This is a genomic window from Brachybacterium epidermidis (assembly GCF_015209585.1).
Lineage (GTDB): Bacteria > Actinomycetota > Actinomycetes > Actinomycetales > Dermabacteraceae > Brachybacterium > Brachybacterium epidermidis.
In genome coordinates this window covers 26,959-51,113 of the sequence record NZ_JADEYR010000010.1, presented here as the reverse complement: position 1 = coordinate 51,113, position 24,155 = coordinate 26,959, and the positions used below count along the sequence as shown (strand labels likewise).

At 70.9% G+C, this 24,155-nt stretch carries 19 protein-coding genes, 6 tRNA genes and 1 pseudogene; 13 read left to right on the top strand and 13 right to left on the bottom strand.

Features of this window, described 5'->3' with window-relative positions:
* Positions 1-2: 2 nt before the first annotated feature.
* From IOE58_RS09765 to IOE58_RS09725, 9 genes are all read right to left on the bottom strand, one after another.
* A complete protein-coding gene (locus IOE58_RS09765) occupies positions 3-593 on the bottom strand; it encodes an HIT domain-containing protein (RefSeq protein WP_193866198.1) in 591 nt (196 codons plus the stop codon).
* Positions 590-2,590 carry a threonine--tRNA ligase gene (thrS, locus tag IOE58_RS09760; protein WP_193866197.1) on the bottom strand — a complete coding sequence of 667 codons (2,001 nt, stop codon included), beginning with the start codon at positions 2,588-2,590 and terminating at the stop codon, positions 590-592. Before thrS ends, IOE58_RS09765 begins: the two co-directional genes overlap by 4 nt.
* 159 nt (positions 2,591-2,749) lie before the next feature.
* Positions 2,750-3,367: an FMN-dependent NADH-azoreductase gene (locus tag IOE58_RS09755; RefSeq protein WP_193866196.1), complete on the bottom strand. Its 618-nt coding sequence runs from the start codon at positions 3,365-3,367 to the stop codon at positions 2,750-2,752.
* A gap of 181 nt (positions 3,368-3,548) precedes the next feature.
* Positions 3,549-4,475 carry a sensor histidine kinase gene (locus tag IOE58_RS09750; RefSeq protein WP_193866195.1) on the bottom strand — a complete coding sequence of 309 codons (927 nt, stop codon included), beginning with the start codon at positions 4,473-4,475 and terminating at the stop codon, positions 3,549-3,551.
* Positions 4,472-5,188 (bottom strand): response regulator transcription factor, encoded by a 717-nt coding sequence (locus IOE58_RS09745; protein WP_193866194.1) that lies wholly within the window; start codon positions 5,186-5,188, stop codon positions 4,472-4,474. The genes IOE58_RS09750 and IOE58_RS09745 overlap by 4 nt, the downstream gene beginning before the upstream one ends.
* Positions 5,178-5,693, bottom strand: a complete 516-nt coding sequence (locus IOE58_RS09740) for an OmpA/MotB family protein (protein WP_193866193.1) — start codon at positions 5,691-5,693, stop codon at positions 5,178-5,180. Before IOE58_RS09740 ends, IOE58_RS09745 begins: the two co-directional genes overlap by 11 nt.
* Positions 5,690-6,400, bottom strand: a complete 711-nt coding sequence (locus IOE58_RS09735) for a hypothetical protein (protein ID WP_193866192.1) — start codon at positions 6,398-6,400, stop codon at positions 5,690-5,692. Before IOE58_RS09735 ends, IOE58_RS09740 begins: the two co-directional genes overlap by 4 nt.
* A 349-nt stretch (positions 6,401-6,749) precedes the next feature.
* Positions 6,750-6,821, bottom strand: a tRNA-Val gene (locus tag IOE58_RS09730).
* 24 nt (positions 6,822-6,845) lie between these two features.
* Positions 6,846-6,921 (bottom strand) — tRNA-Gly (locus tag IOE58_RS09725).
* A gap of 293 nt (positions 6,922-7,214) precedes the next feature.
* On the opposite strand from IOE58_RS09725, the gene IOE58_RS09720 reads away from it, so the two are divergent.
* The 8 genes from IOE58_RS09720 to treZ all read left to right on the top strand — a co-directional run bounded on the left by IOE58_RS09720 (position 7,215) and on the right by treZ (position 15,290).
* Positions 7,215-7,286, top strand: a tRNA-Val gene (locus IOE58_RS09720).
* 47 nt (positions 7,287-7,333) lie between these two features.
* Positions 7,334-7,406, top strand: a tRNA-Gly gene (locus tag IOE58_RS09715).
* 64 nt (positions 7,407-7,470) lie between these two features.
* Positions 7,471-7,544 (top strand) — tRNA-Cys (locus IOE58_RS09710).
* Positions 7,545-7,591: 47 nt separating this feature from the next.
* Positions 7,592-7,666 (top strand) — tRNA-Val (locus tag IOE58_RS09705).
* A 42-nt stretch (positions 7,667-7,708) separates the two neighbouring features.
* Positions 7,709-8,521 carry a hypothetical protein gene (locus tag IOE58_RS09700; RefSeq protein ID WP_193866191.1) on the top strand — a complete coding sequence of 271 codons (813 nt, stop codon included), beginning with the start codon at positions 7,709-7,711 and terminating at the stop codon, positions 8,519-8,521.
* A 158-nt stretch (positions 8,522-8,679) separates the two neighbouring features.
* Positions 8,680-10,845: a glycogen debranching protein GlgX gene (gene glgX, locus IOE58_RS09695; RefSeq protein ID WP_193866190.1), complete on the top strand. Its 2,166-nt coding sequence runs from the start codon at positions 8,680-8,682 to the stop codon at positions 10,843-10,845.
* Between the two features lie 84 nt (positions 10,846-10,929).
* The gene (gene treY / locus IOE58_RS09690) at positions 10,930-13,494 is read left to right on the top strand and encodes a malto-oligosyltrehalose synthase (protein ID WP_193866189.1); all 2,565 of its coding nucleotides are present in this window, start codon (positions 10,930-10,932) and stop codon (positions 13,492-13,494) included.
* On the top strand, positions 13,491-15,290 hold the full coding sequence (treZ, locus tag IOE58_RS09685; protein ID WP_193866188.1) for a malto-oligosyltrehalose trehalohydrolase: 1,800 nt from the start codon (positions 13,491-13,493) through the stop codon (positions 15,288-15,290). The genes treY and treZ overlap by 4 nt, the downstream gene beginning before the upstream one ends.
* 124 nt (positions 15,291-15,414) lie before the next feature.
* Here treZ and zapE read toward each other — a convergent pair whose 3' ends face one another.
* Positions 15,415-16,473, bottom strand: coding sequence for a cell division protein ZapE (gene zapE, locus IOE58_RS09680; protein ID WP_193866187.1), 1,059 nt, complete (start codon positions 16,471-16,473; stop codon positions 15,415-15,417).
* Between the two features lie 70 nt (positions 16,474-16,543).
* Between zapE and IOE58_RS09675 the strand changes: the two genes are divergently transcribed.
* Entirely contained in the window at positions 16,544-17,305 is a 762-nt protein-coding gene (locus IOE58_RS09675; protein ID WP_228019569.1) for a dihydrofolate reductase family protein, read from the top strand.
* Positions 17,306-17,321: 16 nt separating this feature from the next.
* Here the strand turns inward: IOE58_RS09675 and IOE58_RS09670 are convergent, their stop codons facing one another.
* On the bottom strand, positions 17,322-18,689 hold the full coding sequence (locus IOE58_RS09670; protein WP_193866186.1) for an alpha/beta hydrolase family protein: 1,368 nt from the start codon (positions 18,687-18,689) through the stop codon (positions 17,322-17,324).
* Between the two features lie 64 nt (positions 18,690-18,753).
* Here IOE58_RS09670 and IOE58_RS09665 point away from each other — a divergent pair, with 64 nt between their 5' ends.
* The 4 genes from IOE58_RS09665 (at position 18,754) to IOE58_RS09650 (ending at position 21,677) form a co-directional block, all read left to right on the top strand.
* Positions 18,754-19,305 (top strand): hypothetical protein, encoded by a 552-nt coding sequence (locus tag IOE58_RS09665; protein ID WP_193866185.1) that lies wholly within the window; start codon positions 18,754-18,756, stop codon positions 19,303-19,305.
* Position 19,306: 1 nt separating this feature from the next.
* Positions 19,307-19,732, top strand: a complete 426-nt coding sequence (msrB, locus tag IOE58_RS09660; protein WP_193866184.1) for a peptide-methionine (R)-S-oxide reductase MsrB — start codon at positions 19,307-19,309, stop codon at positions 19,730-19,732.
* An 89-nt stretch (positions 19,733-19,821) separates the two neighbouring features.
* The gene (locus IOE58_RS09655) at positions 19,822-20,448 is read left to right on the top strand and encodes a DUF3000 domain-containing protein (RefSeq protein WP_193866183.1); all 627 of its coding nucleotides are present in this window, start codon (positions 19,822-19,824) and stop codon (positions 20,446-20,448) included.
* The gene (locus tag IOE58_RS09650) at positions 20,445-21,677 is read left to right on the top strand and encodes an HRDC domain-containing protein (protein ID WP_259890951.1); all 1,233 of its coding nucleotides are present in this window, start codon (positions 20,445-20,447) and stop codon (positions 21,675-21,677) included. Before IOE58_RS09655 ends, IOE58_RS09650 begins: the two co-directional genes overlap by 4 nt.
* Here IOE58_RS09650 and IOE58_RS09645 read toward each other — a convergent pair.
* Together IOE58_RS09645 and IOE58_RS09640 are read right to left on the bottom strand one after the other, a co-directional pair.
* Positions 21,655-22,335, bottom strand: coding sequence for an NUDIX domain-containing protein (locus IOE58_RS09645; protein WP_193866182.1), 681 nt, complete (start codon positions 22,333-22,335; stop codon positions 21,655-21,657). The genes IOE58_RS09650 and IOE58_RS09645 overlap by 23 nt on opposite strands.
* Positions 22,332-24,058 (bottom strand): annotated as a pseudogene (locus IOE58_RS09640) (CTP synthase). The gene IOE58_RS09645 and the pseudogene IOE58_RS09640 overlap by 4 nt, the downstream one beginning before the upstream one ends.
* Positions 24,059-24,155: the final 97 nt, after the last annotated feature.

The window sequence follows — 24,155 nt, the reverse complement described above, 5'->3', positions numbered from 1 at the left end:
GATCAGCGCCATGCCTCGGCATAGAGCCGCCGGGTGTCCGCCAGCATGATCGGCACGGCCTTGGTGCGACCCACGATGGGCAGGAAGTTCGCATCCCCCATCCAGCGCGGGACCACGTGCTGATGCAGATGGGCGGCGATGCCGGCCCCTGCCACTGGCCCCTGGTTCATGCCCAGGTTGAAGCCTGCGGGGTTCGAGACCTCGCGGATCACCCGCATCGCGGTGCGGGCGATCTCGGCGACCTCGAGCACCTCGTCCTGGGTGAGCTCCGTGTAGTCCGCGACGTGCCGATAGGGGCACACCAGCAGGTGCCCGGAGTTGTACGGGTACAGGTTCAGGATCGCGTAGGCGCTCTGACCGCGGTGCACGATCAAGGCGTCCTCGTCCGAGCGCTGCGGGGCGGTGCAGAACGGGCACTGACGGCCGTCGTCCGGGTCCTCGGGCTTGTTCTCGCCGCCGATGTAGGCCATCCGGTGCGGGGTCCACAAGCGCTGGGTGTCGTCGGGGACGCCCGCGAAGTCACGGGCGTCCTCGACGACGGGCTCGGGTGTGCGCCCCGGGTCCTGCTCGGCAGCGCGCGGCTGCTCGCTCACACCTGCGCCTTGTCCCTGATCGAGGCGACGATCCGCTCCACCGCCTCGTCGACGGGGATGCCGTTGTCCTGGCTGCCGTCGCGCATGCGGAAGGAGACCGCACCCTTGTCCTGGTCCTCGCCACCGGCGATCAGCAGGTAGGGCACCTTCTCCTTGGTGTGGGTGCGGATCTTCTTCTGCATCCGGTCGTCGGAGGCATCCACCTGGACCCGTACGCCGTGGGCGCGCAGCTTCTGCGCCACCTGCTCCAGGTAGGGCACGTACTCGGCGGCCACCGGTATGCCCATCACCTGCACCGGGGCCAGCCAGACCGGGAACGCTCCCGCGTAGTGCTCCACCAGCACGCCGAAGAACCGCTCGATCGAGCCGAACAGGGCGCGGTGGATCATCACCGGGCGCTGGCGGGATCCGTCAGGGGCGGTGTACTCCAGCTCGAAGCGCTCGGGCAGGTTGAAGTCCAGCTGGATGGTGGACATCTGCCAGGTGCGGCCGATGGCGTCCTTGGCCTGCACGGAGATCTTGGGGCCGTAGAAGGCGGCACCGCCGGGATCGGGCACCAGGTCCAGCCCGGAGGCGGTGGCCACCTCCTCCAGGGTGCGGGTGGCCTCCTCCCAGGTGGCGTCGTCGCCCACGAACTTCTCGGGGTTCTTGGTGGACAGCTCGAGGTAGAAGTCCTCCAGCCCGTAGTCCTTCAGCAGGTCCAGCACGAAGGTGAGCAGCGTGGTGAGCTCATCGCGCATCTGCTCGCGGGTGCAGTAGATGTGGGCGTCGTCCTGGGTGAAGCCGCGGGCACGGGTGAGGCCGTGCACCACACCGGACTTCTCGTGGCGGTAGACGGTGCCGAACTCGAACAGCCGCACCGGCAGCTCCCGGTAGGAGCGGCCCCGGGAGCGGAACACCAGGTTGTGCATGGGGCAGTTCATGGGCTTGAGGTAGTAGTCCTGGCCCTGCTTGGTGATGGCGCCCTCGGCGTCGCGCTCCTCGTCCATGTGCATGGCGGGGTACATGCCCTCGGCGTACCAGTCCAGGTGCCCGGAGGTCTGGAACAGCTGGCCCTTGGTGATGTGGGGGGTGTTCACGAAGGAGTACCCGGCCTCGACGTGGCGGCGGCGCGAGTAGTCCTCCATCTCCATGCGCACCATGGCGCCCTTGGGGTGGAACACCGGCAGCCCCGAGCCGATCTCGTCGGGGAAGGAGAACAGGTCCAGCTCGCTGCCCAGGCGGCGGTGGTCGCGGCGCTCGGCCTCCGCGATCCGCTCCTGGTAGGCGCGCAGCTCCTCCTTGGAGGGCCAGGCGGTGCCGTAGATGCGCTGCAGCATCGGGTTCTTCTCGCTGCCGCGCCAGTAGGCGGCCGCCGAGCGGGTGAGGGCGAACCCGTTGCCGATCAGCTTGGTGGTGGGCAGGTGCGGGCCGCGGCACAGGTCCGTCCAGACCACCTCGCCGCGGCGGTTCACGTTGTCGTACATGGTCAGCCCGCCCTCGCCCACCTCGACGGCGGCGCCCTCGGCGGCCTCCCCGGCGTTGGACTTCAGGCCGATCAGCTCGAGCTTGTACGGCTCGTCGGCCTCCTCCGAGCGGGCGTCGTCGTCGGAGATGTCACGGCGCACGAAGCGCTGCCCCTCCTTGACGATCCGGTTCATCTCCTTCTCCAGGGCCTTGAGGGACTCCGGGGTGAAGGGCTCGGCGACGTCGAAGTCGTAGTAGAAGCCGTCGGTGATGGGCGGGCCGATGCCCAGTTTGGCGTCGGGGTTCACCTTCTGCACGGCCTGGGCGAGCACGTGGGCGGCGCTGTGGCGCAGGATCGACAGCCCGTCCTCGCTGGAGATCTCCACGGCCTCGACCACCTGGCCTGCGGCCAGCGGGGTGTAGAGGTCACGCAGCTCGCCGTCGATGCGCAGGGCGATGATCTCGGTGCGGCCCTGGAAGAGCTCGGTGCCGGTCGTGCCCTCCTCGACCAGATGGGGACTGCCGTCGAGGGTGATGTCGAACTGGGCCACGGTGATGCTCCTTGCATTGAGGGGTCGCGATCCGGCCTACGGTGCCGGCTCCACGGGCCATCGTAGACGGGCGCGAGAGTGCCCCGCACCGGCCGTGCGCACTCGCTTCCCGCCGTCCACCGCCACCCTGGGCCACCCGCCCCGCACCGGGCTGGTGGCTCAGAGCCCGCGCGCCAGCTCCCGCACCCTGTCGTGAGCCTCCTGCAGGATCTGCTCGGCACGGTCGGGCTCATGGTCCATGCCCTCCGCGGCCACCGTGTGCACCTCGCACCCCAGGAACGAGAACATTCCCCTGATGTAGAGGCAGGCCGGGTCCTGCTGGTCGAAATGGCCGCCACTGGCCTGCAGGTGGACCACCGTCTTGCCCTTGACCAGGCCTTCCGCGGCGCCGTCCTCCGTGTACCGGAAGGTGACCCCGGCCCGGCTGATGGTGTCGATCCAGGCCTTCAGGCGGGTGGGCACTGACAGGTTCCACAGGGGGTTGGCGATCACCACCAGATCGGCCGCCTGGAACTGCTTGGTGTACTGGTCGAACAGGGCGAGCTTGTTCTGCTGGGGCCCGGTCAGGTGGGAGAAGTGCTCACCGTCTGCCAGGCGCTCCCAGCCGGTCATCATGTCCAGGTCGATCTCGGGCACGGCGGTCTCGTACAGGCGCACGTCGTCGACGGAAGCGTCGGGGTGCGAGGACAGCAGCTCCTCGAGGAACACGTCGGCCATGGCCATGGACCGGGACTTGCTGGAGTCGAGGGGGTGGGCACGGATGACCAGTACACGCATGGGTGGGCTCCTTGTGGGGTGTCGTAGGCATCAGCGGCCGGGGGTCTGATGCGAGATGCGTCACTTCCGACCCTAGCAACGGGAACGAGCCCTGGTGGCTCGTGGCGTGGGCTGTTCTCGGTGTGGCCACGGGCACCGTCGCGATGCTCCGACGGGACGTGGACGGCGGATGACCGGTCTCTCAGCCACCCGCCGTCGGTCCAGCGGCGGGCAGGCTCAGGGGGAGCGTGGATCCCTCCCCGTGCCAGGAGTCCAGGCGCGCCGTCCCGCCGTGGCGCTCGACGATGGCGCGGACCATCGGCAGGCCCAGGCCGGAGCCCTCGACGGAGCGAGCCTCCTGGGCCCGCCCCAGCTCCTCCCACACCAGGTCCAGCTCCTCGGGCGCGATGCCGCGTCCGGTGTCGGCGATCTCCAACACCACCACGTCCTCGGCGGCGCGGCCCCGCACCTCGATGGCGTCCCCCGGGGCGGAGTACTTCACGGCGTTGGTCAGCACGTTCACCAGTGCCAGGAAAAGCAGGTCCTCATCCCCCACGATCGGCGGGAGCGGACGCGGAGCGGTGGGCAGCGACACGGCGATGCGTCGTTCGCCGGCGCCGGGAGCCTCGGTGATGGTGGCGACGGCCTCCTCGACGAGGGCTGCCGGATCGATGGTGGTGAGCTCGAGCGCGGTGTGCTCCACCTCGCCGATCTTGCGCAGATCCCCGAGGAGACTGGTCAGGCGCTGTGACTGGGCGTCGATGCTGGCGCGCTGCCGCTCCGAGGGCTCGTCGGCGAGCGCGGCACGGATCCCCTGGATGGGGTTCTTGATCTCGTGGTCCAGTCGCGCGAGCAGTCGGCGCCTGCTGGCCGTCTGCTCCTGGACGGTGCGGCGGCGCACCTGCTCGACGTGACGGTGCATCGCGATCAGGGTCACCAGCGCCGGCAGCAGCAGGGCACTGATCAGTAGGCCCACGGCGAACGGCAGCCATGGCAGGGACACCGTCATGTAGAACGTCCCGTCACCACCGGCGGCCCACCAGATCACCGAGAGCGCCAGGCCCAGCACGGCGGGGACGATCACCGCGCCGGCCAGGATCCTCAGATCCTCCTGCGTCCTCGCGCTCATCCGCGCTCCACCGGATGCACGAAGCGGTAGCCGAGCCCCGGCACGGTCTCCACGTACGAGGCGGCCGCGGCGTCCTCGCCGAGGACCCGGCGGATCTCCGCCACCCGGTGGTCCACGGCACGGCTGGTGACGATGGCGTCGAACCCCCACACCGTCTGCAGCAGGCGTTCGCGGCCGAACACCTCGTCCGGATGGGACATGAGGAACTCCAGCAGGGCGAACGCCCGGGGGGTGAGCTGCTTCTCGATATCGCCGAGGAACACCCGCCGCGCCGGGCGGTCGATCCGCAGCGCCCCGGCCCTCAGCGCCTGGGCGGCGCTGAGGGGGACGGAGCCCCGGCTGCTGCGGCGCAGCACGGCCCTGATCCGAGCCAGCAGCTCCTGCGGGTCGAAGGGCTTGTTGAGGTAGTCGTCTGCCCCTTCGTCCAGGGCTGCGGCACGCTCGAAGCTCTCCCCCACCTGTGTGAGCAGGATGACCGGCAGCCAGTCGTGACCCGCCCGGATGCGGCGCAGGGCCTCCCGGCCGTCCATCACCGGCATCATCACGTCCAGGATCACCAGGTCCGGGGTGCTCGCCTCGATGCTGCGAAGGGCCTGGGCGCCATCGGCCGCCGGCTCGACGTCCAGGCCGCTGCGCTCGAGCACCCCGGTGAGGTGCTCGCGGATGGTGGCGTCGTCATCCACCAGCAGGATGCGGGGACGATCAGCCGTCATAGCGGATCTCGACGCGGCGGTTCTCGGCGCGGCCCTCCGGGTTGTCCTCCCCGCCCTTGCTGTTGGGGGCGACGGGATCGGTGTCGCCGTGACCGGTGACCGTGAGGTCCAGATCTGGCCTGGCGGCGGCGATCGCATCGGCCACCGCTTGGGCGCGCTCCTGGGAGAGCACGTCGTTGCCGCGGTGGTACGGGACGTCGTCGGTGTGGCCGTCGACGGAGACGGCTCCGCCCTCGGGGATCTCCCCCACCAGCTCACCGATCTTCTTCTGCGCTGCCTCGCTCAGCTCGGCCGAGCCGAAGTCGAACAGGACGTCCGACTCGAGGGTGATGGTGGTGGTGCCCCCTTCGGTGACCCGGTCGTCGATCGGGGTGACGTTGCGGTCCATCGCGGTGATGTTGGCATCCAGGGAGATGACGTCATCGGCCCGCGCGGCCCCCGCGCCGATCAGCAGTGCCGCGCACAGCGCGGCGACGCCGAGGGGTCTCGTTCCCGTGCGCCTCATCGGATCTCCACCCCCGTGGCCATCGGTGCACCGTCGACCATCATCACGTCCATGGCGGTGACGTCCTCCGGCGGGGCGGCGAAGGAGGCGTAGGCGTAGAAGGTCTGACCGGGCTTGAAGCGCATGCTCTGGTAGTCCGTCTGGCCGACCTTGGCCCCGCCCAGCACACCGTGCTTGTTGAGGTTCACGGTGTCGATGGCGTACGGGTGCCATCCGGTGTTGCCGAGGAAGTGGTAGAGCTGTCGCGCGTCCTGGGAGCCGGTGTCGCTGTTGACGGTGAAGGCGAAGGTGGCCACCACCGTGTCGTCGCGCCGCTCCAGGCCGAACAGCTCCACGGTCATGGTCGCCTCGTCATTGCCCTCGACGGTGGCAGGGATCTCTGCCGTGGCCGCCGGTTCCCCGAGGCCGCTCAGGTCCACGCCTGCCGCAGCGGCGTCGTCGTCCACCACCGCGTCCTCCTCATCGGAGCCCGCCGTGCCGTCGCCGCCCCCCTCGCTCCCGCCGTCGGAGGCCTGGGGATCCTGCTGATCCGTCTCGGAGCCGTCGCCTGCGGGGTCCTTGCCCTGCTCGACGGCGGGATCGGAGCCGCCCGTCGGCTGCTCGTCCTCCCCGATGCCGAACTGGCACCCGGCCGCCAGTGCGGTGATCAGGCTCGCGGCGGCCAGGCCGCGGACGATGCGGGATGTGCTGCGTGCTGTGGCATTCATGATGCGCCTCCTCGGGCGATAGTGGACGGCCCCCTGCCGTCCGCTTGCTCTCGACGCTATCGGCGCGGTGTGGCAGCGCTGTCGCACCGCCGTCGCCGTGCCGCGATCCTATGTCGCCATCTCGCGACAGGCAGGCGGCGGGGCCGATCACGCCGCGGTATCGCGCCAGTGGCCACGGGGCAGAAGGGGCCCAGGAGCCGCCGGAGAACAAGGAGCCGTGAGAACCCGAGCCATGACAAGGGGCCGCAAGAGCCTGAACCCATGGGCAGCCATGGATCAGTCGGCTCCAGAACCGCGCCGTCGGGGAATGCAGAACAGCCCCGGCCGGAGCCGGGGCTGTTCTCATGGGTGGGCGATACTGGGATCGAACCAGTGACCTCTTCCGTGTCAGGGAAGCGCGCTACCGCTGCGCCAATCGCCCGTGCACCCGAGGGTGCTGGGGAGATGGAGCGGACGACGGGACTCGAACCCGCGACCCTCACCTTGGCAAGGTGATGCTCTACCAACTGAGCCACGTCCGCGCATCGGCCAAGCCGACGAAGGAACACCCTAGTGCTCCCGCGGTTCAGTGCGCAAACGCATGCGGCCCCTCGTGGCAGAGGTCACCGGGCGGCGCGGCCATCGGCACGCCTGTCGCGGCCGCCGGCACACCCGTCATAGAAGGACCCCCACCGTGCAGGGTCAGCACCCACGAGCCGAGTCGACTGCCGACGGGGCGTAGCTCACACCCCCAGATGCACGGGTCACCGCCAGAAGCGTGTAATATTCTGGAGGTCCGCCTGAGAGGGCGGGCACCGAGGGTGGAAACACCAGCGGGCGATTGGCGCAGCGGTAGCGCGCTTCCTTCACACGGAAGAGGTCACTGGTTCGATCCCAGTATCGCCCACGGCGAGGTTCACGCAGTCCCTCCGGGGAAACCGTGGACAACGCATTGCGGACGTGGCTCAGTTGGTAGAGCATCACCTTGCCAAGGTGAGGGTCGCGGGTTCGAGTCCCGTCGTCCGCTCCGGGAGCGGCGCACCCGACATCACTGTCGGGAGCGCCTTTTCCATAAGATGCGCAAGCATCGTGGTGGGTTGGCCGAGAGGCGAGGCAACGGCCTGCAAAGCCGTGTACACGGGTTCGAATCCCGTACCCACCTCCACCGTCGCCTCCGGGCGCGGCAGGGTGGGACCACTGGTCCCACCCCGCGGGCGATTGGCGCAGCGGTAGCGCGCTTCCCTGACACGGAAGAGGTCACTGGTTCGATCCCAGTATCGCCCACCAGATGGTTCGGCGCCATGACGCATCGATGGAGATGATCGCCCGATGAGCCACCCCGATCACGCAAGATCCATCCTCGAGAGCGCTCGCAGTGCATTGCGCGACGGCCGGGCCCACACCCTGGTCGAGATCCTCGAGACGCTTCCCTTCGCCGCACGACACAGGATCGGCCGGTCCCTGACACCCTCGGCACGCGCAATCCTTTCTGCCCCGGGAGGAGCGGAGGATCCTGACCACTGGAACGGGGAGCTCGACAGCCACCATGACGCCGCCGACGTGGTCCGGCTGATCGCCGCGTCAGGTCCGGCTGCCGCCGCAAAGGTGAACCCCCTGAATCTCCGCGTCACCCGGGACATGGTCCCCCGCCTGTTCCCCCGCGACCTGCCGGTGTTCGTCGAGGAGTGGTCGGCCCGGTTCGCTCGGCGACCCAGGGCCGTGGATGCCAACCTCGGCATCGAGGCAATGTTCGACTGGGCGCACCGGGGGCTTACCCCTCCCCCGGCCCAGCAGGGGGCCGTGCTGGCGCTGATCTCGTCGGCGCCGCAGTCCTCCGGGTCACACTTGCTGCGCTACCTCGAGGCCCGCCCCGTGTTGATCCGCACCACTCTTCCGTTGCTGTTCCAGGTGCCGGGCGTCAAGGGCGCCTCGGCTGCGCAGATCGACGAGACGAACACGGACCGCCACGGACACGGGCTGCGCACGCTCGTCATCCCTGCCCTCCTCAGGCAGGGGCACTGGAGCGGCGAGGAGCTCGCGCTCTGGTGCGAGGACGCGCTGCGGGTTCCTCGTTCCGAGTACGAGTACCGGTGGTTCCGCGCCCTGCGGGACGACCTCGCGCACCTCCCCGGAGCTCCCTGAGAGTCGGGCTCGGTGCGAGCGGGCATCCAAGCAGGACCTCTTCCCGCACACCACCTGGCGCCTGGTGGATCACGCCCGGGAGGAGATCTTGCGCTCGTCCGGGCCCGTAGGACGGTCACCGGGGCGATCCCCCAGCGACCGCCGGTTACTCTGACCCCATGCAGATCTGGACCGGACAGTCCTACCCGTTGGGTGCAACCTTCGACGGGTCAGGCACCAATTTCGCCCTCTTCTCCGAGGCCGCCGAGCGCGTCGAGCTGTGCCTGTTCGACGAGGACGGCACGGAGCGCCGCATCGAGGTGACCGAGGTGGACGCATACGTGTGGCACATCTCCCTCCCATCGGTGCAGCCAGGGCAGCGGTACGGCTACCGCGTGCACGGCCCCTTCGATCCCGCCAATGGGCAGCGCTGCGATCCCAGCAAGCTGCTGCTGGACCCGTACGCCAAGGCGATCGCCGGGATGGCCACCAATCACCCCTCGCTGTACAGCTACGACTTCGAGGACCCGACACAGCGCAACACCGAGGACTCGGCCGCGCACACCATGCATTCCGTGGTGGTCTCCCCCTACTTCGACTGGGGCACCGACCACCCGCCGGCCCACGATTACCACGACACCGTCATCTACGAGGCCCACGTCAAGGGCCTGACCATGCAGCACCCGGACATCGACGAGTCGATCCGCGGCACCTACGTGGCGATGGGCCACCCCGCGATCATCGAGCACCTGAAGTCCCTCGGCGTCACCGCCGTGGAGCTGATGCCGGTGCACCAGTTCGTCCAGGACGGCCACCTGGTGGAGAAGGGCCTGCGCAACTACTGGGGCTACAACACCATCGGCTTCTTCGCCCCCCACAACGAGTACTCCTACGCCGGTGACACCGGTCAGCAGGTCCAGGAGTTCAAGCAGATGGTGAAGACCCTGCACGAGGCGGACATCGAGGTGATCCTCGACGTGGTCTACAACCACACCGCCGAGGGCAACCACATGGGCCCCACCCTGTGCTTCCGCGGCATCGACAACTCCGCCTACTACCGCCTGGTGGAGGAGGACAAGGCCCACTACTACGACACCACCGGCACTGGCAACTCACTGCTGATGCGCACCCCGCACGTGCTGCAGCTGATCATGGACTCGCTGCGCTACTGGGTCACCGAGATGCACGTGGACGGCTTCCGCTTCGATCTGGCCTCCACCCTGGCCCGCGAGCTGCATGAGGTGGACCGCCTCTCGGCGTTCTTCGACATCATCCAGCAGGACCCGGTCATCTCCCAGGTGAAGCTGATCGCCGAGCCGTGGGCCCTGGGCGAGGGCGGCTACCAGGTGGGCGGTTTCCCGCCTCTGTGGTCCGAGTGGAACGGCAGCTACCGCGACACCGTGCGCGACTTCCACCGCTCCGAGCCCGGCGTGCTGGGCGAGTTCAGCTCCCGCCTGGCGGGCAGCTCGGACCTGTACCAGCACACCGGTCGCACCCCGATCGCGTCGATCAACTTCGTGACTGCGCACGACGGCTTCACCCTGCACGACCTGGTCTCCTACAACGAGCGCCACAACGAGGCCAACGGTGAGGGCGGCAACGACGGGGAGAGCCACAACCGCTCCTGGAACTCCGGCGCGGAGGGCCCCACCGACGACGAGGACGTGCTGACCCTGCGGGAGCGCCGGGCCAAGAACCTCATGGCCACGCTGCTGCTCAGCCAGGGCGTGCCGATGATCCTGCACGGCGACGAGATGGGCCGCACCCAGCAGGGCAACAACAACACCTACTGCCAGGACGACGAGCTGTCGTGGATGGACTGGAACCTGGACCGCACCCAGCAGGAGATGCTGCGGTTCACCCGCGAGATGATCGCGCTGCGCCGCGAGCACGCCATCTTCCGTCGTCGCCGCTTCCTCCAGGGCGTGGTGCGTGAGGACGTCGACTCGAACCTGCCGGACGTGGAATGGCTGCGCACCGATGGAACACCCATGACCCCCGAGGACTGGGACCAGCCGCAGAACAAGTGCCTGACCGTGTTCCTCAACGGCTCCGCCATCCCTGAGCCCAACGAGCGCGGCGAGCAGATCGTGGATGACTCCGCCCTGATCCTGTTCAACGCCTCGGGCAATGACGTGATCTTCACGCTGCCGGGCAAGGACCACGGCGAGGTGTGGACCGTGGAGGTGGGCACCGGCGGCACCCTCGAGGTGGGCGCCGAGATCGCCGCCGGCGAGTCCATCACCCGTCCCTCGCACTCCTTCCTGGTGCTGCTGCGCCCCCCGGCCGGCAGCGACCCCGAGGAGACCGCGATCGAGGACCTCGAGAAGCCCGAGCTGGCCTGAGTTCGCCGACTCGACGCGCGGCCGGTCCGTCCCCGCGGATGAGCCGGCCGCGCCCCGCCTGACCACCTCCCAGGAGGAGACCGCGTGACCCACCCCTCCCAGTCCACCGTCCCGACCTCCACCTACCGGCTGCAGCTGCACGCCGGCTTCACGGCCGATGACGGCGCCGACCTGGTGCCGTACCTGGCACGCCTGGGCGTGGGGCACATCTTCTGCTCGCCCGTGCTGCAGGCCGCACCGGGTTCCGTGCACGGCTACGACGTGGTGGACCACACCCGCATCAGCGAGGAGATCGGCGGTGAGGCGGCCCTGCGTCGCCTCGCCGATGCCGCCCACGCACATGGCATGGGGCTGATCGTCGACGTGGTCCCCAACCACATGGCCATCCCCACGCCGATCTGGCACAACCGCGCCCTGTGGTCGGTGCTGAAGGAGGGGCCAGCCTCCCCCTACGCGGACTGGTTCGACCTCGACGCCTCCGCGGAGCTGTCGGTGCTGGTGCCCGTGCTGGGCCGCCCCATCGGCGCCGTGCTGGCCGATGGCGAGATCACCGTGGGCACCGCCGAGATCCCCCAGCCCGATGGCACCGTTCTCCAGGAGCAGGTGGTCCAGTACTACGACAACGTGCTCCCGGTCGCGGCGGGCACCGAGCACCTGGGGCTCGCGGATCTGCTGGATCGCCAGTGGTACCGCCTGGCCTACTGGAAGGTCTCCGACGAGGAGCTGAACTATCGGCGGTTCTTCGACGTGAACACGCTCGCCGCGGTGCGGGTGGAGCTGCCGGAGGTGTTCGAGGCGACCCACGCCACCCTGCTGCGCCTGCAGTCCGAAGGCATCATCGATGGCTACCGCATCGACCACCCTGACGGCCTGGCCGATCCTCGGGGGTACCTGCGGGATCTGGACCGCGCCACCGGTGGGGCGTGGACCGTGGTGGAGAAGATCCTGGAGGGCGAGGAGCAGCTGCCCGGGGACTTCCCCTGCGCGGGCACCACCGGCTATGACGCCCTGTGGCGGGTGGGCGGCCTGTTCCACGAGCCGCACGGGGCTCTCGGGCTCACTCATCTGTGGCAGCGCCGCACCGGTGACCAGCGACCCTTCGAGGAGGTGGCCGAGGAGTCCACCGAGCTGATCGTCACCACCAGCCTGTGGGCGGAGATCGAGCGCCTGACCGCGCTGATCCACCGAATCTGCCAGGAGGACATCCGCCTGCGCGACACCACGCGGCGCAACATCCAGCGCGTGGTGGTGGCGCTGCTGAGCTCGATGGACCGGTACCGGGCGTACATCGTCCCGGGCGAGTCCGCCCCGGGCTCGGAGCGGGCGGTCATCGAGCAGGCCGCTGCCCGGGCGCGCCACGCCCTGGGCGAGGACGAGGACGTGGTGGCCACCCTGGAGATCGTGGTGGCGCTGGTGTGCGGTGACGAGATCGGCAGTGCCGGTCGCACCGCGAGCAGCGACCGGGCCGAGGTGATCGTGCGCTTCGCCCAGACCTGCGGCCCGGTCCACGCCAAGGCGCTCGAGGACACCGCCTTCTACCGCTTCACCCGCTTCGCTGCCGTCAACGAGGTGGGCTCGGACCCGGATCGGATCGGGGTGGAGCCCGATGCGGTCCACGACCACGCCGCCACCATGCTGCGCACCCGCCCCGATGCGATGACCACCCTGTCCACGCACGACACCAAGCGCAGTGAGGACGTCCGGGCGCGCCTGGCCGTGCTCACCGAGCTCCCCCTGGAGTGGGCGCTCACGGTGCAGGCGCTGGACCAGGCCACGGCCGAGCACCGCGGCGACCGCGTCGACGGTGCGATGGAGCTGCTGCTGTGGCAGACCCTCGCGGGCTGCTGGGACCTGCCCGGCTCCGGCGCGGAACGCATCACCGTCGAGCGCCTGGACGGGTACCTGGAGAAGGCGATGCGCGAGGCGAAGGTGCACACCACCTGGACCGAGCAGGACGGCGACTACGAGAACCAGGTGCTCGAACTGGGCCGCGCCGCGCTGGCCAGCGACGAGGTCGATGCGATCCTCACCGACTGGACACGCCGCACCCTGCCCTCCCAGCGCTCCGCGATCCTTGGGCAGAAGCTGATCCAGCTGACCATGCCCGGCGTGCCGGACGTGTACCAGGGCAACGAGACGATCGACCTATCCCTGGTGGACCCCGACAACCGCCGCCCCGTGGACCATGCCCTGCACCAGCAGCGGCTGGAGCGGATGATCGACGGGGCCGGCCCCGACGGCATCGGCGACGAGAAGCTCTGGCTCACCCACCGCGCGCTCACCCTGCGCCGGGAGCGGCCCGAGCTGTTCCGGGGACGCGAGGCGAGCTATCGGCCGCTGCCCACCACCACCGGGCACGCCTTCGCCTTCGGCCGCGCCCACGGGGACGGCCCACTGGAGGCGGTGACCGTGGCGACCAGGCTCGCACACGCACTGTCCCAGCGGGGTGGCTGGGGCGATGCCTGGATCGCTCTGCCCGAGGGGCGCTGGCGCGATGCCCTCTCCGGCGTCGAGCACGAGGGCGGACAGCTGCTGCTGTCCCAGCTGCTGGGCGACTGGCCCGTGGCGCTGCTGGTGCGCAGCGGCGAGCAGCCCGCGACCACCGGTACCGCCGATGACGAGCAGGACGACCCCGAGAGGACGGCATGACGCCCACCGACAGCGACCGCCCCCATCCTGAGAGCCCCGTGGCCCCCAGGCGACACGACCGCTACGAGGTGTGGGCCCCGTCGGCCTCCCGCGTGCAGATCCGCATCGACGGCACCGAGCACGCGATGGAAGCCGCACCCGGCGGGTGGCACCGCCTGCCGGGCGTGCCCGCCTCCCCTGGCGCCCGCTACGCGTTCCGCCTGGACGGTGAGGGCCCCTGGCTGCCGGACCCGCGTTCGCTGTCCCAGCCGGACGGGGTGCACGCCGACAGCGAGGTGATCGACCCCGCGCTGCTGCAACGGGAGACCGACTGGAGCGGCCGCAGCCTGCGCGGCGCCGTGCTCTACGAAATGCACGTGGGCACGTTCACGCCCGGCCCGGACGGTCGCGGCGGCACCTTCGACTCGGCGATCGAGCGGCTCGACGAGCTGGTGGAGCTGGGGGTGGACGCGGTCGAGCTGATGCCCGTGGCCGCATTCCCCGGTGACCGCGGCTGGGGCTACGACGGAGTGGGGCTGTACGCCACCCACGCCTCCTACGGGGGCCCCGCAGGCCTGGCCCGCTTCGTGCAGGCCGCCCATCGGCGCGGTCTCGCGGTGGTGCTGGACGTGGTGCACAACCACCTGGGGCCGGCCGGCAACTACCTGGGCATGTTCGGTCCGTACTTCACCGACGCCTACCAGACCCCGTGGGGCCCGGCGGTGAACCTGGACCAGGAGTCCGCCCGCGAGGTGAGGGACTTCCTGCTGGGATCGGCGCGGCACTGGCTGGTGGACATGGGACTGGACGGCCTGCGCCTGGACGCCGTGCACGAGCTGCGCGACCGATCCTCCCGGCACTTCCTGGCCGAGCTCTCCGACACCGTGGACGCGTGGTCGCAGGAGATGGGACGCGAGCTGACGCTGATCGCGGAATCGGACCGGAACCAACCGGCCACCGTCACCCCCACCTCCGCCTCCGGTCTCGGCATGGACATGCAGTGGGCCGACGACGTGCACCACGGCGTGCACGCCTGGTTCACGGGCGAGCAGCGCGGCTACTACGCGGACTTCGGCAGCTCCGAGGTGCTCACGCGCGTGCTCACCGGCATGTTCCGGCACACGGGCACCTGGTCCTCGTTCCGCGGCAGGCAGTGGGGTGCGCCGGTGGACCCGGCCTCACCGCACTACGACGGACACTCCTTCGTCACGTTCCTGCAGGACCACGACCAGGTGGGCAACCGGGCCCGCGGAGACCGCATCCACCACGGCCTGGACCCCGCCCGGCATGCCGCGGCGATCGCCCTGGTGCTGCTGGGCCCGGGCACCCCGATGCTGTTCCAGGGCGAGGAGTGGGCGGCCTCCACGCCGTTCGCGTACTTCACCGATCACGACGAGGAGCTGGGTGCGCTGGTCAGCGCGGGCCGCGCCGAGGAATTCGCGGCGATGGGCTGGGCGGACCAGGTGTTCGACCCGCAGGACCGCGGTACCTTCGAGCAGTCGATGCTGCAGTGGCAAGAGCGCACCGAGGGCGACCACGCCCGCATGCTCACCTGGTACCGCGCCCTGATCGCACTGCGTCGCGAGCACCCCGAGCTGCGGGACCCCGATCTGCAGCGTGTCGAGGCGGAGGTGCTCTCCGAGGACGCGGTGCTGCTGCGTCGCGGGAGCATCGAGATCCTCGCCCATCGCGGCGACGGCGGGCTGGAGACGGGCTCCGCGCCCCGTGAGGTGCTGGCCGCCTTCGGTCAGGTGGCGGTCGACCAGACGGCCGGCCTGCACCTGGACGGGCCCGGCGTGGTGGTGACCCGCAGCTGATGGCGGGATGACCCGGGCCTGCCCGCCCACGCATCCCGAGCTGCCGGCTGATCCCCATGGTGCGGCTCCGCAGCCGTGTGAGCCGGCGGCACTGCGCTGCGGGCACGCGCCGCGCAGCGGACGCTCAGGAAGGGTCGCCCCCGGCTTCCACCAGGGCGGCCCCGTCGGTGGCCAGGGACGCCAGGCGCGAGAGGGAGCGGTAGTACTTCTTGCGGTACCCGCTGCCCAGCAGATCCTCGGAGTACAGGTGCTCGAGGACATCACCGCCGTCGGCCGCGGAGACGAGCACCGGCACCTTCCGGTCGTACAGCCGGTCCACCAGCACCACCAGGCGCAGGGCGTCGTTGTGCGAATCCACCCGACGGACCCCTGTCAGGTGCGCACAGGTGACGTCGTCGATCATCGCGCCGTAGCGTGAGGGATGGACCCGGGCCAGATGCGCGAGCAGCTCGTCGAAGGAGTCCAGGGTGGCGCCGGACCCGGTCCGGGCGTGGGCTGCGACCGCAGCCTGCGGGAGGGCGCGGATGTTGACGGCGCCGTCGCGGCGACGGTAGTCCTCGCCGTCGATGCGCATCACCTCGAAGCGCTCGGCCATCGACTGGATCTCCCGCAGGAAGTCCTGGGCGGCGAAACGGCCCTCCCCCAGCGCCTCGGGGAGCGTGTTGGAGGTCGCGGCCACCGCGACGCCCTGGTCCGACAGCTCGCGGATCAGGCGGGTCATCAGCAGGGTGTCCCCGGGATCGTCGAGCTCGAACTCGTCGATGCACACCAGCTGCGACTGCGCCAGCTGGTCCAGCGCCTTCTGGAAGCCCAGGGCCCCCACCAGGTTGGTGTACTCCACGAAGGTGCCGTACACGCGCTTGCCGGGCACCGCATGGAACAGGGAGGTGAGCAGGTGGGTCTTTCCCACCCCGAAGCCGCCGTCCAGGTAGATGCCGCGCGCGGCCTCCGCACGGCGCTTGCCGCCCAGCCCCAGTCGGTCCAGCAGACCGCCCTTCTTCTCACCGCCGATCTGTGCGGCGAAGGCGCTGATGCGCTCCTTCGCCTCCGCCTGGGAGGGGTGCGCGGGATCGGGCTCATAGGTGGCCAGGCGGGCATCGGCGAACCGCGGTGGGGGCACCAGGTCCGCCAGCAGGCGCTCCAGGGTGGGCTCGGGTCTGCGGTCGGCGAGCGCGGGGGTCACGCGGGCCAGTGTAGGTGCGCCGGCGGCGCGGCCGGGTGGTAGTCCCGCAGGAAGCTCGTAGGGTGTGCGCATGCCCACTGACTCCCCCCTGCACCTGCTGTGGCGCGAGGGTGCGCCGATGCCCGAGCCCCGCCCCGTGCCGCAGGATGCGGCCGGTGCCGCGCTGCTGGCCGAGCTGTACGCCGTGCCCGCCGACCGGGTCACGGTGCGGGCGATGATGAACACCACCGTGGACGGAGCGGTCGCCGGGGCCGACGGCACCAGCGGATCGCTGCGCAATCCGGACGACTCGTTCCTGTTCGGGGTGCTGCGGGCCCTGGCCGACGTGGTGGTGGTGGGCTCGCAGACCGTGCGCTGCGAGGACTACCGGCGCCCCCGGGGCCGCTCGGACCTGCTGGAGCCCTCGCTGCGTCCCGCGGGAGCGCCACGACCGGCCCTGGCCATCTGGACCACCAGCGGTGACCTGCCCGCCACCATCGAGGCGGACTGGCCCACCTACCTGCTGTGCCCGCCCTCCCGCAGGGAGCAGGTGCAGGAGCGCTCCGGCATGCCCCCGGAGCACGTGATCGCCGTGGCCGATGAGCGCGAGGCGCTGGCAGCCCTGGTCGCGCGCGGCTTCCGCGGGATCCAGGCGGAGGGAGGGCCCAGCGCACTGGGGCGGCTCGCCTCACGGGGCCTGCTGGACGAGCTGTGCTTCTCCGTCAGCCACCGCACCGTGGGCGGGCCCTCCCCGCGGGTGATCGACGGTCCCGCCCATGAGCAGCACTGGCTGCTCGAATCGCTGCTGGTGGGCACCGCAGCGACGCTCACGCGCTACCGACGGGCGACCTGAGCCCTCCCCGGTGCTCTCACACCCTCTCACCGGTGGAGCCCGGCAGGGGCGGGGCCGCGGGGTCCCGCACCGGCAGTTCGAGGGTGTCGACGTCCACCTGGAGCTCGAGGGTGCGCGCCAGGTGGCGCGCCACGATCCGCTCGTACCGCGCCGGGTCGAGGTTCCACTCCCGGGTGTGGGAGGCGCCCTCGACGGGGACGAACTGCACGAGGTCGGGCCTCATGGACGCAAGGGTGCGGCTGGGGCCGGGCGGTACGGTCGCGTCGTCCATGGCGTGCAGCAGCAGGGTGGGGTGGGTGAGGTTCTCCCCGTAGTACTCGGGCCGCATCTCGTGCAGCGCGAGGGGCTCACGCAGGCGCACGGCGCGCGCCCCTATCGGTGAGGTGATCATCCACATGGCCAGGCGGCGCATCGGGATCGGTGCTCGCACCGAAGCGGCGTGGTACCCGAGGATGTCGTGCCAGTCCACCGCCGGGGAGTCCAGCACCAGGGTGGCGATCCGCTCGCGGTGCGCAGAGCGCACGGACGTGCGCAGCGCGATGCCCCCGCCCATCGACCAGCCCACCAGCACGATCCGCTGCGCTCCGTGCGCCAGGGCGTACTCGACCGCGGCCTCGGCATCCTCCCATTCGTCGCTGCCCAGGTGGTGCATGCGGTCCGCGGAGGGCGGGGCACCGGTGTCGTTGCGGTAGGTGATCGCCAGGCTGGTCAGGCCCAGGGTGCGCAGCAGCGGCAGCAGGCGCAGCGTCTCGCCGCGCGTGGCGCCGTGGCCGTGGACGAGGATCGCCCAGGTCTCCGGCTCCGGTGGCCCTCCCGCTGCCCGACCGGCCCGCGCGGAGTCCGGCCGCACCAGCCAGGCGGGCATGCGCCCCACCGGCGAGTCGACCTCCACCTCCTCGGTGGGGAATCCGTGGGCGGTGCGCGGGGAGCCGGACCAGTAGAAGCCGTTGACGGAGGCGGGATCGGCCCGCAGGGGCTCCTCGCCGTCCGAGGCCAGCAGGGGCCGGGCGACCGTGGTGGGGGTGGGACGGGAGGTCACCGGGCCCAGGCGCACGTGCGCGGCACCTCCGGCCTGCCGCAGGGCCAGGTAGCCGTCGCGGGTGGCCTCCCCGACGGCGTCCAGGTGCACGCGGTCGGCGTGGACGGCGCGCACGGGGATGGCCCGGCGCTGACGGATGCTCTGCTGCGGCACCAGCGGCAGCCTGGCCATGATCCGTGCTCCCAGGGTGAGCAGACCGCCGCTGAGGGTGAACATGCCGGCGGCCATCATGCCGCCGACCAGCAGGGTCCCGCCCCAGCGGTCCTGCTCTGCGACCGGTTCCTGGGCGCGGCGGAGCGGCAGCGGGAGCGCACGGGAGTGTGGGCCTGACCACGGGAGGGGCATGGTTCCCACTGTAGTGGGATGCCGGGAGTGGGAGGCCGGGAGCAGGAGGCATAGGATCGATGGCATGAGCAGTTCGTTCGTGGTCCTCTCCGAGGTGCCGATCGCACCTGCGGATGCCATGCGGGCCCTGGAGTACCTGGGCCTGGGTCCCGGCTCGGAGCCCGCCGTCGACGCACCCGCCCCCGGTGACGTCGGGACGCCGGGCGCGCTCAGCGTCAACGTGGTGATCCCCGCGCGGCTCACCCGCCCCATGATGGTCGAGGTGATCGACCGCCTGGGCCTGCTGGACCTGCAGGGCGCCTGGGACGCCGTCGCCGAGCGGGTGCATCCCGAGTCATCCCAGCGGCCGACCGCCGAGGAGGTCCTGGCCTCGGTGTCCAAGGCGTTCACCGCCGCGGGCTGTGCGGTCGAGGGTCGGACCGCGGCCGAGGCCCCTCTCGAGGTGGTCTCCGCGCATCTCGCCGAGGGCTGCGAGACCCAGACGGTGGTCGTCTTCAGCGATCCGCAGCTGCTGGAGGAGACATTCGCCCAGGACTGGGCGCACCGCCTGGAGGACCACCTCAGCGCGACCGTGCTGCACCTGTACCCCGGCTCCCCACAGATCGGAACCTCCTGACATGTCCCACGACCCCATCGGCTCCCGCCCCTACCCGATCACGCTCAACGAGCAGGAGTGGCGCGCGAAGCTCAGCCCCGAGGAGTACCAGGTGCTGCGACAGGGCGGCACCGAGCGACCCTTCACCGGGGAGTACGAGGAGGTGCGGCCCGCCGGCACCTACGCCTGCCGCGCCTGCGGAGCGGAGCTGTTCACCGCCGATACCCAGTTCGACGCCCACTGCGGGTGGCCCGCGTTCTACGCCCCCACCGACTCCGAGGCGGTCGAGCTGCTGGAGGACACCTCCCTGGGCATGCACCGCATCGAGGTGCGCTGCGCGAACTGCGGCTCCCACCTGGGCCACGTGTTCGAGGGCGAGGGCTTCCCCACGCCCACCGACCAGCGCTACTGCATCAACTCCATCAGCCTGCGGCACACGGACGGCTGACGGGCCCATGGCCGGCCGCTGACCTGGCGCACCGGGCCTTTCCGGCGCGCCTGCCCGGGCAGCGCAGGGTGCGCCGATACGCTCCCAGGGTGTCCGTCCATCGAATCCGCTCCGGCGACGACACGTTTCGCGCCGCCGTCTCCGCCATGACCGCAGCCCCGCTGCGCCCAGAAGTGGAGTGGCGGGAGATCCCCGCTCCCTCCAGGATGGCGCCCTCCACCTGGGCCGCCACCGCGGAGATCGTGATGGAGGACGAGGAGCTGGCCAGTGGTCGCCTGGTGATCCTGCACGACCCCGCGGGCCAGGAGTCCTGGGACGGCACCTGGCGCATGGTGGTGCTGGTGCAGGCACGCCTGGAGCCGGAGTTCGCGGTGGAGTCGATGCTGGGCGATGTCGCCTGGTCGTGGGTGACCGAGTCGCTCGAGCTGCACGACGCCTCGGCGCGGGAGCTGGGCTGCACCGCCACCCGTGTGGTCTCCCAGTCCTACGGGGCCCTCGCGGACCGTCCCTCCACGGTGGATGTGGAGATGCGGATCTCCTGGACCCCGGAATGCGGGAGCACCGAGGACGGCTGCGTGGACCTGGCGCCGCACTTCGCCGCCTGGGCGGCCATGCTCGCTGCCGCCGGCGGGCTTCCTCCGGCACCGCCCAGGGTGGCGCCGCTGGTGCCCTCCCATCGGGCCCGCGCCCCGCACGACTGCGAGGACCCGCGGTGAGCGAGGTCCAGCCCGAGCACAGCACCACCGCCACCCCGCTGACCAGTCCTCGCGAGGGCCTGGTCCCGGTGATCGACCGCATCCAGCCGCTTCTGGCCTGGTGCGAGCGGGCCGCCGGGGACGACGACCCGATCGCGGTGGACGCCGAACGGGCCTCCAGCTACCGGTACTCCAATCGGGCCTATCTGATCCAGCTGCGCTCGCGCAGCGCGGGCACCGCCCTGATCGACCCGATCGCCTTCACGGTGCCGCCCACCCTGCAGGCCCTGATGGGTGAGCGGGAATGGGTGCTGCATGCCGCTGGCCAGGATCTGCCCAGCCTGGCAGAGCTGGGACTCCACCCCCGGCGCCTGTTCGACACCGAGCTGGCCGCCAGGCTGCTGGGCATGGAGCGGGTGGGGCTCTCCGCCGTGGTGGAGGACACCCTGTCCCTCGCCCTGGCCAAGGAGCACTCCGCCGCGGACTGGTCCAAGCGGCCCCTGCCGGAGAGCTGGCTCACCTACGCGGCCCTGGACGTGGAGGTGCTGCTGGAGGTGCGGGACATCCTGGCCGGGCGGCTGCGCGAGGCAGGCAAGGACGAGTGGGCCCGGCAGGAGTTCGAGCACGAGCGCACCCGCGAGCAGCCCGCCTCCCGGCAGGGCCGCTGGCGCGCAATGCACGGGCTGGGCGCTCTGCGCTCCCCCCGGCAGCTGGCAGCCGCACGGGCCATGTGGGAGCGACGCGATGCGATCGCCCAGCGGGAGGACCTCTCCCCGCACCGGGTAATCCGCGATCGCGAGATCGTGGCCGCTGCCAAGGAGGCCCCCCGCGGGCCCGACAGCTTCACCAGGGCCCTGCCGGCCCGGCTGCGGAAGAAGGACACCTGGTGGCAGGCGGCGCGCTCGGGCCTGGAACTGCCGGCCGCCCATCTGCCCCAGCGCAACGAGCCCAGCTATCCCCCGCCGCACAAGCTGTGGTCCAAGAAGCACCCGGAGGCCTGGGAGCGCTACCGGGCGGCACGCGAGCACGTCGCCGCCCTGTCCGAGCGGGTGCAGGTCCCCCCCGAGAACCTGCTGCAGCCGGCGGCGCTGCGGCAATGGGTGTTCGAGAACGAGCAGGCAGGCTCGCAGTCCGAGGTGATGGACCAGCTGACCGCGCTGGGCGCTCGCCCCTGGCAGGCGGAGCTCACCGCTCCGGTCCTGGTGGAAGCGCTGCGGTCGGTGCCGGTCAGTCCCGACCCGGTCGCGTGAGGAAGGGCGCCTCGGCCGGGCGCAGCCGGCCCAGCGGATCCGCGCCCTGCCGATCCTGGGAGGTGCGCACGGACTGCAGGGCGAGCAGCGCACTGACCGTCGTCCCGTTGGTGATGCGGCCCTCGAGCACGGCGGCCACGGCTTCGCTGAGCGGGACCCAGCGGGTGACCAGCTCGGCCTCCTCATCGGTGCGCTCGAAGTCGTCCTGGGTCTCCCGCACCTCGGTGGCGAGGTAGACGCGGATCACCTCGTCGTTCCCGCCGGGACTGGGGCGCAGGTCCACCAGGGTGTGCAGCTGCCCGGCCTCGTAACCGGTCTCCTCGGTGAGCTCACGGGCCGCCGCCACGTGGGGGGGCTCCCCGTCGAGGTCGAGCAGACCGGCGGGGATCTCCCACAGCGAGTGCCCCACCGGGTGGCGGTACTGGCGGATCAGCAGGACGCGGTCCTGCCCGTCCACGGCGAGCACGGCGACCGCGCCGGTGTGCCACACGTACTCGCGGTCGAACCGCACCCCGGGGGCGAAGTCCACGGTGTCGCGCACCAGGTCCCACACCATGCCGCGGTGCAGAACCTCGCGGTGGGCGAGCTGGCGGGGATCGGGCTCGTCCCGCAGCTGCTGCGGCACTGTTCGCTCCCGCTGTGCATCTTCGGCGCTCATGCGATCTCCTCGGCGGGGGTCGAGGGTGCGGGCTCCACCTCGAGCAGGCGGGTCGCGCGCTGGGCGTCCAGGGCGGCGCCGATCAGCCCGGCGAACAGGGGTGGGCGCGGGTGGGCCGCGACTTCATCTCGGGGTGGGCCTGGGTGCCGATGTAGTACGGGTGCTGTTCGGTGGGCAGCTCCACGAACTCCACCAGGGTGCGCCCCTCGGCCACCTCGGAGGTGCCGGAGATCCGCAGGCCGGATTCCTGGAGCTGATCCCGGTAGGCGTTGTTGACCTCGTAGCGGTGGCGGTGGCGCTCGGAGACCCGGGTGGTGCCGTACACCTGGGCGGCCAGGGAGCCTTCGGCCAGCTGATGGTCGTAGGCACCCAGGCGCATGGTGCCGCCCAGGTCACCCTCACCCGCCACGATGCCCACCTGCTCGGTCATGGTGGCGATCACCGGATGCTCGGTGGCCGGATCGAACTCGGTGGACTGCGCATCGGCCCAGCCCAGCTGGTTGCGCGCGTGCTCGATCACCATGCACTGCATGCCCAGGCAGATGCCCAGGGCCGGCAGCCCCCGCTCGCGGGCGTGGCGCAGAGCGCCCACCTTCCCGTCCACACCGCGCACCCCGAAGCCGCCGGGCACCACGATCGCGTCCACGTCCCGCAGCTGCTCCTGGGCACCCTCGGCGGTGGTGCAGGTGTCGGACTCGATCCAGCGGATCGTGACCTTGGCGCTGTGGTGGAAGCCGCCGGCCCGCAGCGCCTCGGTGACGGACAGGTAGGCGTCGGGCAGATCGATGTACTTGCCCACCAGGCCCACGGTGACCTCGTGGGTCGGCTGGTGGACACGCTGCAGCAGCTGGTTCCACACGCTCCAGTCGGCGTCGTGGCTGAGCAGGTCCAGCCTCCGGATGGCGTAGGCGTCCAGTCCCTCGGAGTGCAGGACCCGGGGGATGTCGTAGATGGAGGGCGCATCGGGGCAGGTGACCACCGCGTCGATGTCCACATCGCACATCGAGGCGATCTTGGCCTTGATGGAGGCGGGCAGCTCGCGGTCGGCGCGCAGCACGATCGCGTCGGGCTGGATGCCGATGGAGCGCAGCGCGGCGACCGAGTGCTGGGTGGGCTTGGTCTTGAGCTCCTGGGACGGACCGATGAACGGCACCAGGGACACGTGCACGAAGAACACGTCGTCTCGGCCCAGGTCCTGGCGCACCTGGCGGGCCGCCTCCAGGAAGGGCTGGGACTCGATGTCCCCCACGGTGCCGCCGATCTCCGTGATCACCACATCGACGTCCTCGGCGGCCTGGGAGCGCATGGACTCCTTGATGGCGTTGGTGATGTGGGGGATCACCTGCACGGTGTCGCCCAGGTACTCGCCGCGGCGCTCCTTGGCGATGACGCCGGCGTACACCTGGCCGGTGGTCACGTTGGCATCGGCGGTGAGGTCCTCGTCCAGGAACCGCTCGTAGTGACCGATGTCCAGGTCGGTCTCGGCACCGTCCTCGGTGACGAACACCTCGCCGTGCTGGAAGGGGTTCATGGTGCCGGGGTCCACGTTGAGGTACGGATCCAGCTTCTGCATGGTCACCCGGAGCCCGCGCGAGCGCAGCAGCATGCCCAGGCTGGAGGCCGTCAACCCCTTGCCGAGGCTGGAGACCACGCCGCCGGTGACGAAGATGTGGCGGGTGGTGCCGGGGTTGCGGAAGGGCTTGCTGGAGGGGCCGCCGCCGATGCCCGGGATGGGGCCCGTGGTGGGCGGGACACCGCTCAGGGGATCCGTGGTGCCCTCGACAGGAGGGGTGTCGCGGGGATCGGTGCCGGGGGCCTGG

Excerpts from the sequence above, each read along its gene's own strand:
- IOE58_RS09735 (WP_193866192.1), bottom strand. The coding sequence starts at position 6,400 with ATGAATGCCACAGCACGCAGCACATCCCGCATCGTCCGCGGCCTGGCC.
- treZ (WP_193866188.1), top strand. The coding sequence starts at position 13,491 with ATGACGCCCACCGACAGCGACCGCCCCCATCCTGAGAGCCCCGTGGCC.
- IOE58_RS09700 (WP_193866191.1), top strand. The coding sequence starts at position 7,709 with ATGAGCCACCCCGATCACGCAAGATCCATCCTCGAGAGCGCTCGCAGT.
- IOE58_RS09665 (WP_193866185.1), top strand. The coding sequence starts at position 18,754 with ATGAGCAGTTCGTTCGTGGTCCTCTCCGAGGTGCCGATCGCACCTGCG.
- IOE58_RS09645 (WP_193866182.1), bottom strand. The coding sequence starts at position 22,335 with ATGAGCGCCGAAGATGCACAGCGGGAGCGAACAGTGCCGCAGCAGCTG.
- msrB (WP_193866184.1), top strand. The coding sequence starts at position 19,307 with ATGTCCCACGACCCCATCGGCTCCCGCCCCTACCCGATCACGCTCAAC.
- IOE58_RS09750 (WP_193866195.1), bottom strand. The coding sequence starts at position 4,475 with ATGAGCGCGAGGACGCAGGAGGATCTGAGGATCCTGGCCGGCGCGGTG.
- glgX (WP_193866190.1), top strand. The coding sequence starts at position 8,680 with ATGCAGATCTGGACCGGACAGTCCTACCCGTTGGGTGCAACCTTCGAC.
- IOE58_RS09670 (WP_193866186.1), bottom strand. The coding sequence starts at position 18,689 with ATGCCCCTCCCGTGGTCAGGCCCACACTCCCGTGCGCTCCCGCTGCCG.
- IOE58_RS09740 (WP_193866193.1), bottom strand. The coding sequence starts at position 5,693 with ATGAGGCGCACGGGAACGAGACCCCTCGGCGTCGCCGCGCTGTGCGCG.
- IOE58_RS09745 (WP_193866194.1), bottom strand. The coding sequence starts at position 5,188 with ATGACGGCTGATCGTCCCCGCATCCTGCTGGTGGATGACGACGCCACC.
- IOE58_RS09755 (WP_193866196.1), bottom strand. The coding sequence starts at position 3,367 with ATGCGTGTACTGGTCATCCGTGCCCACCCCCTCGACTCCAGCAAGTCC.
- IOE58_RS09675 (WP_228019569.1), top strand. The coding sequence starts at position 16,544 with ATGCCCACTGACTCCCCCCTGCACCTGCTGTGGCGCGAGGGTGCGCCG.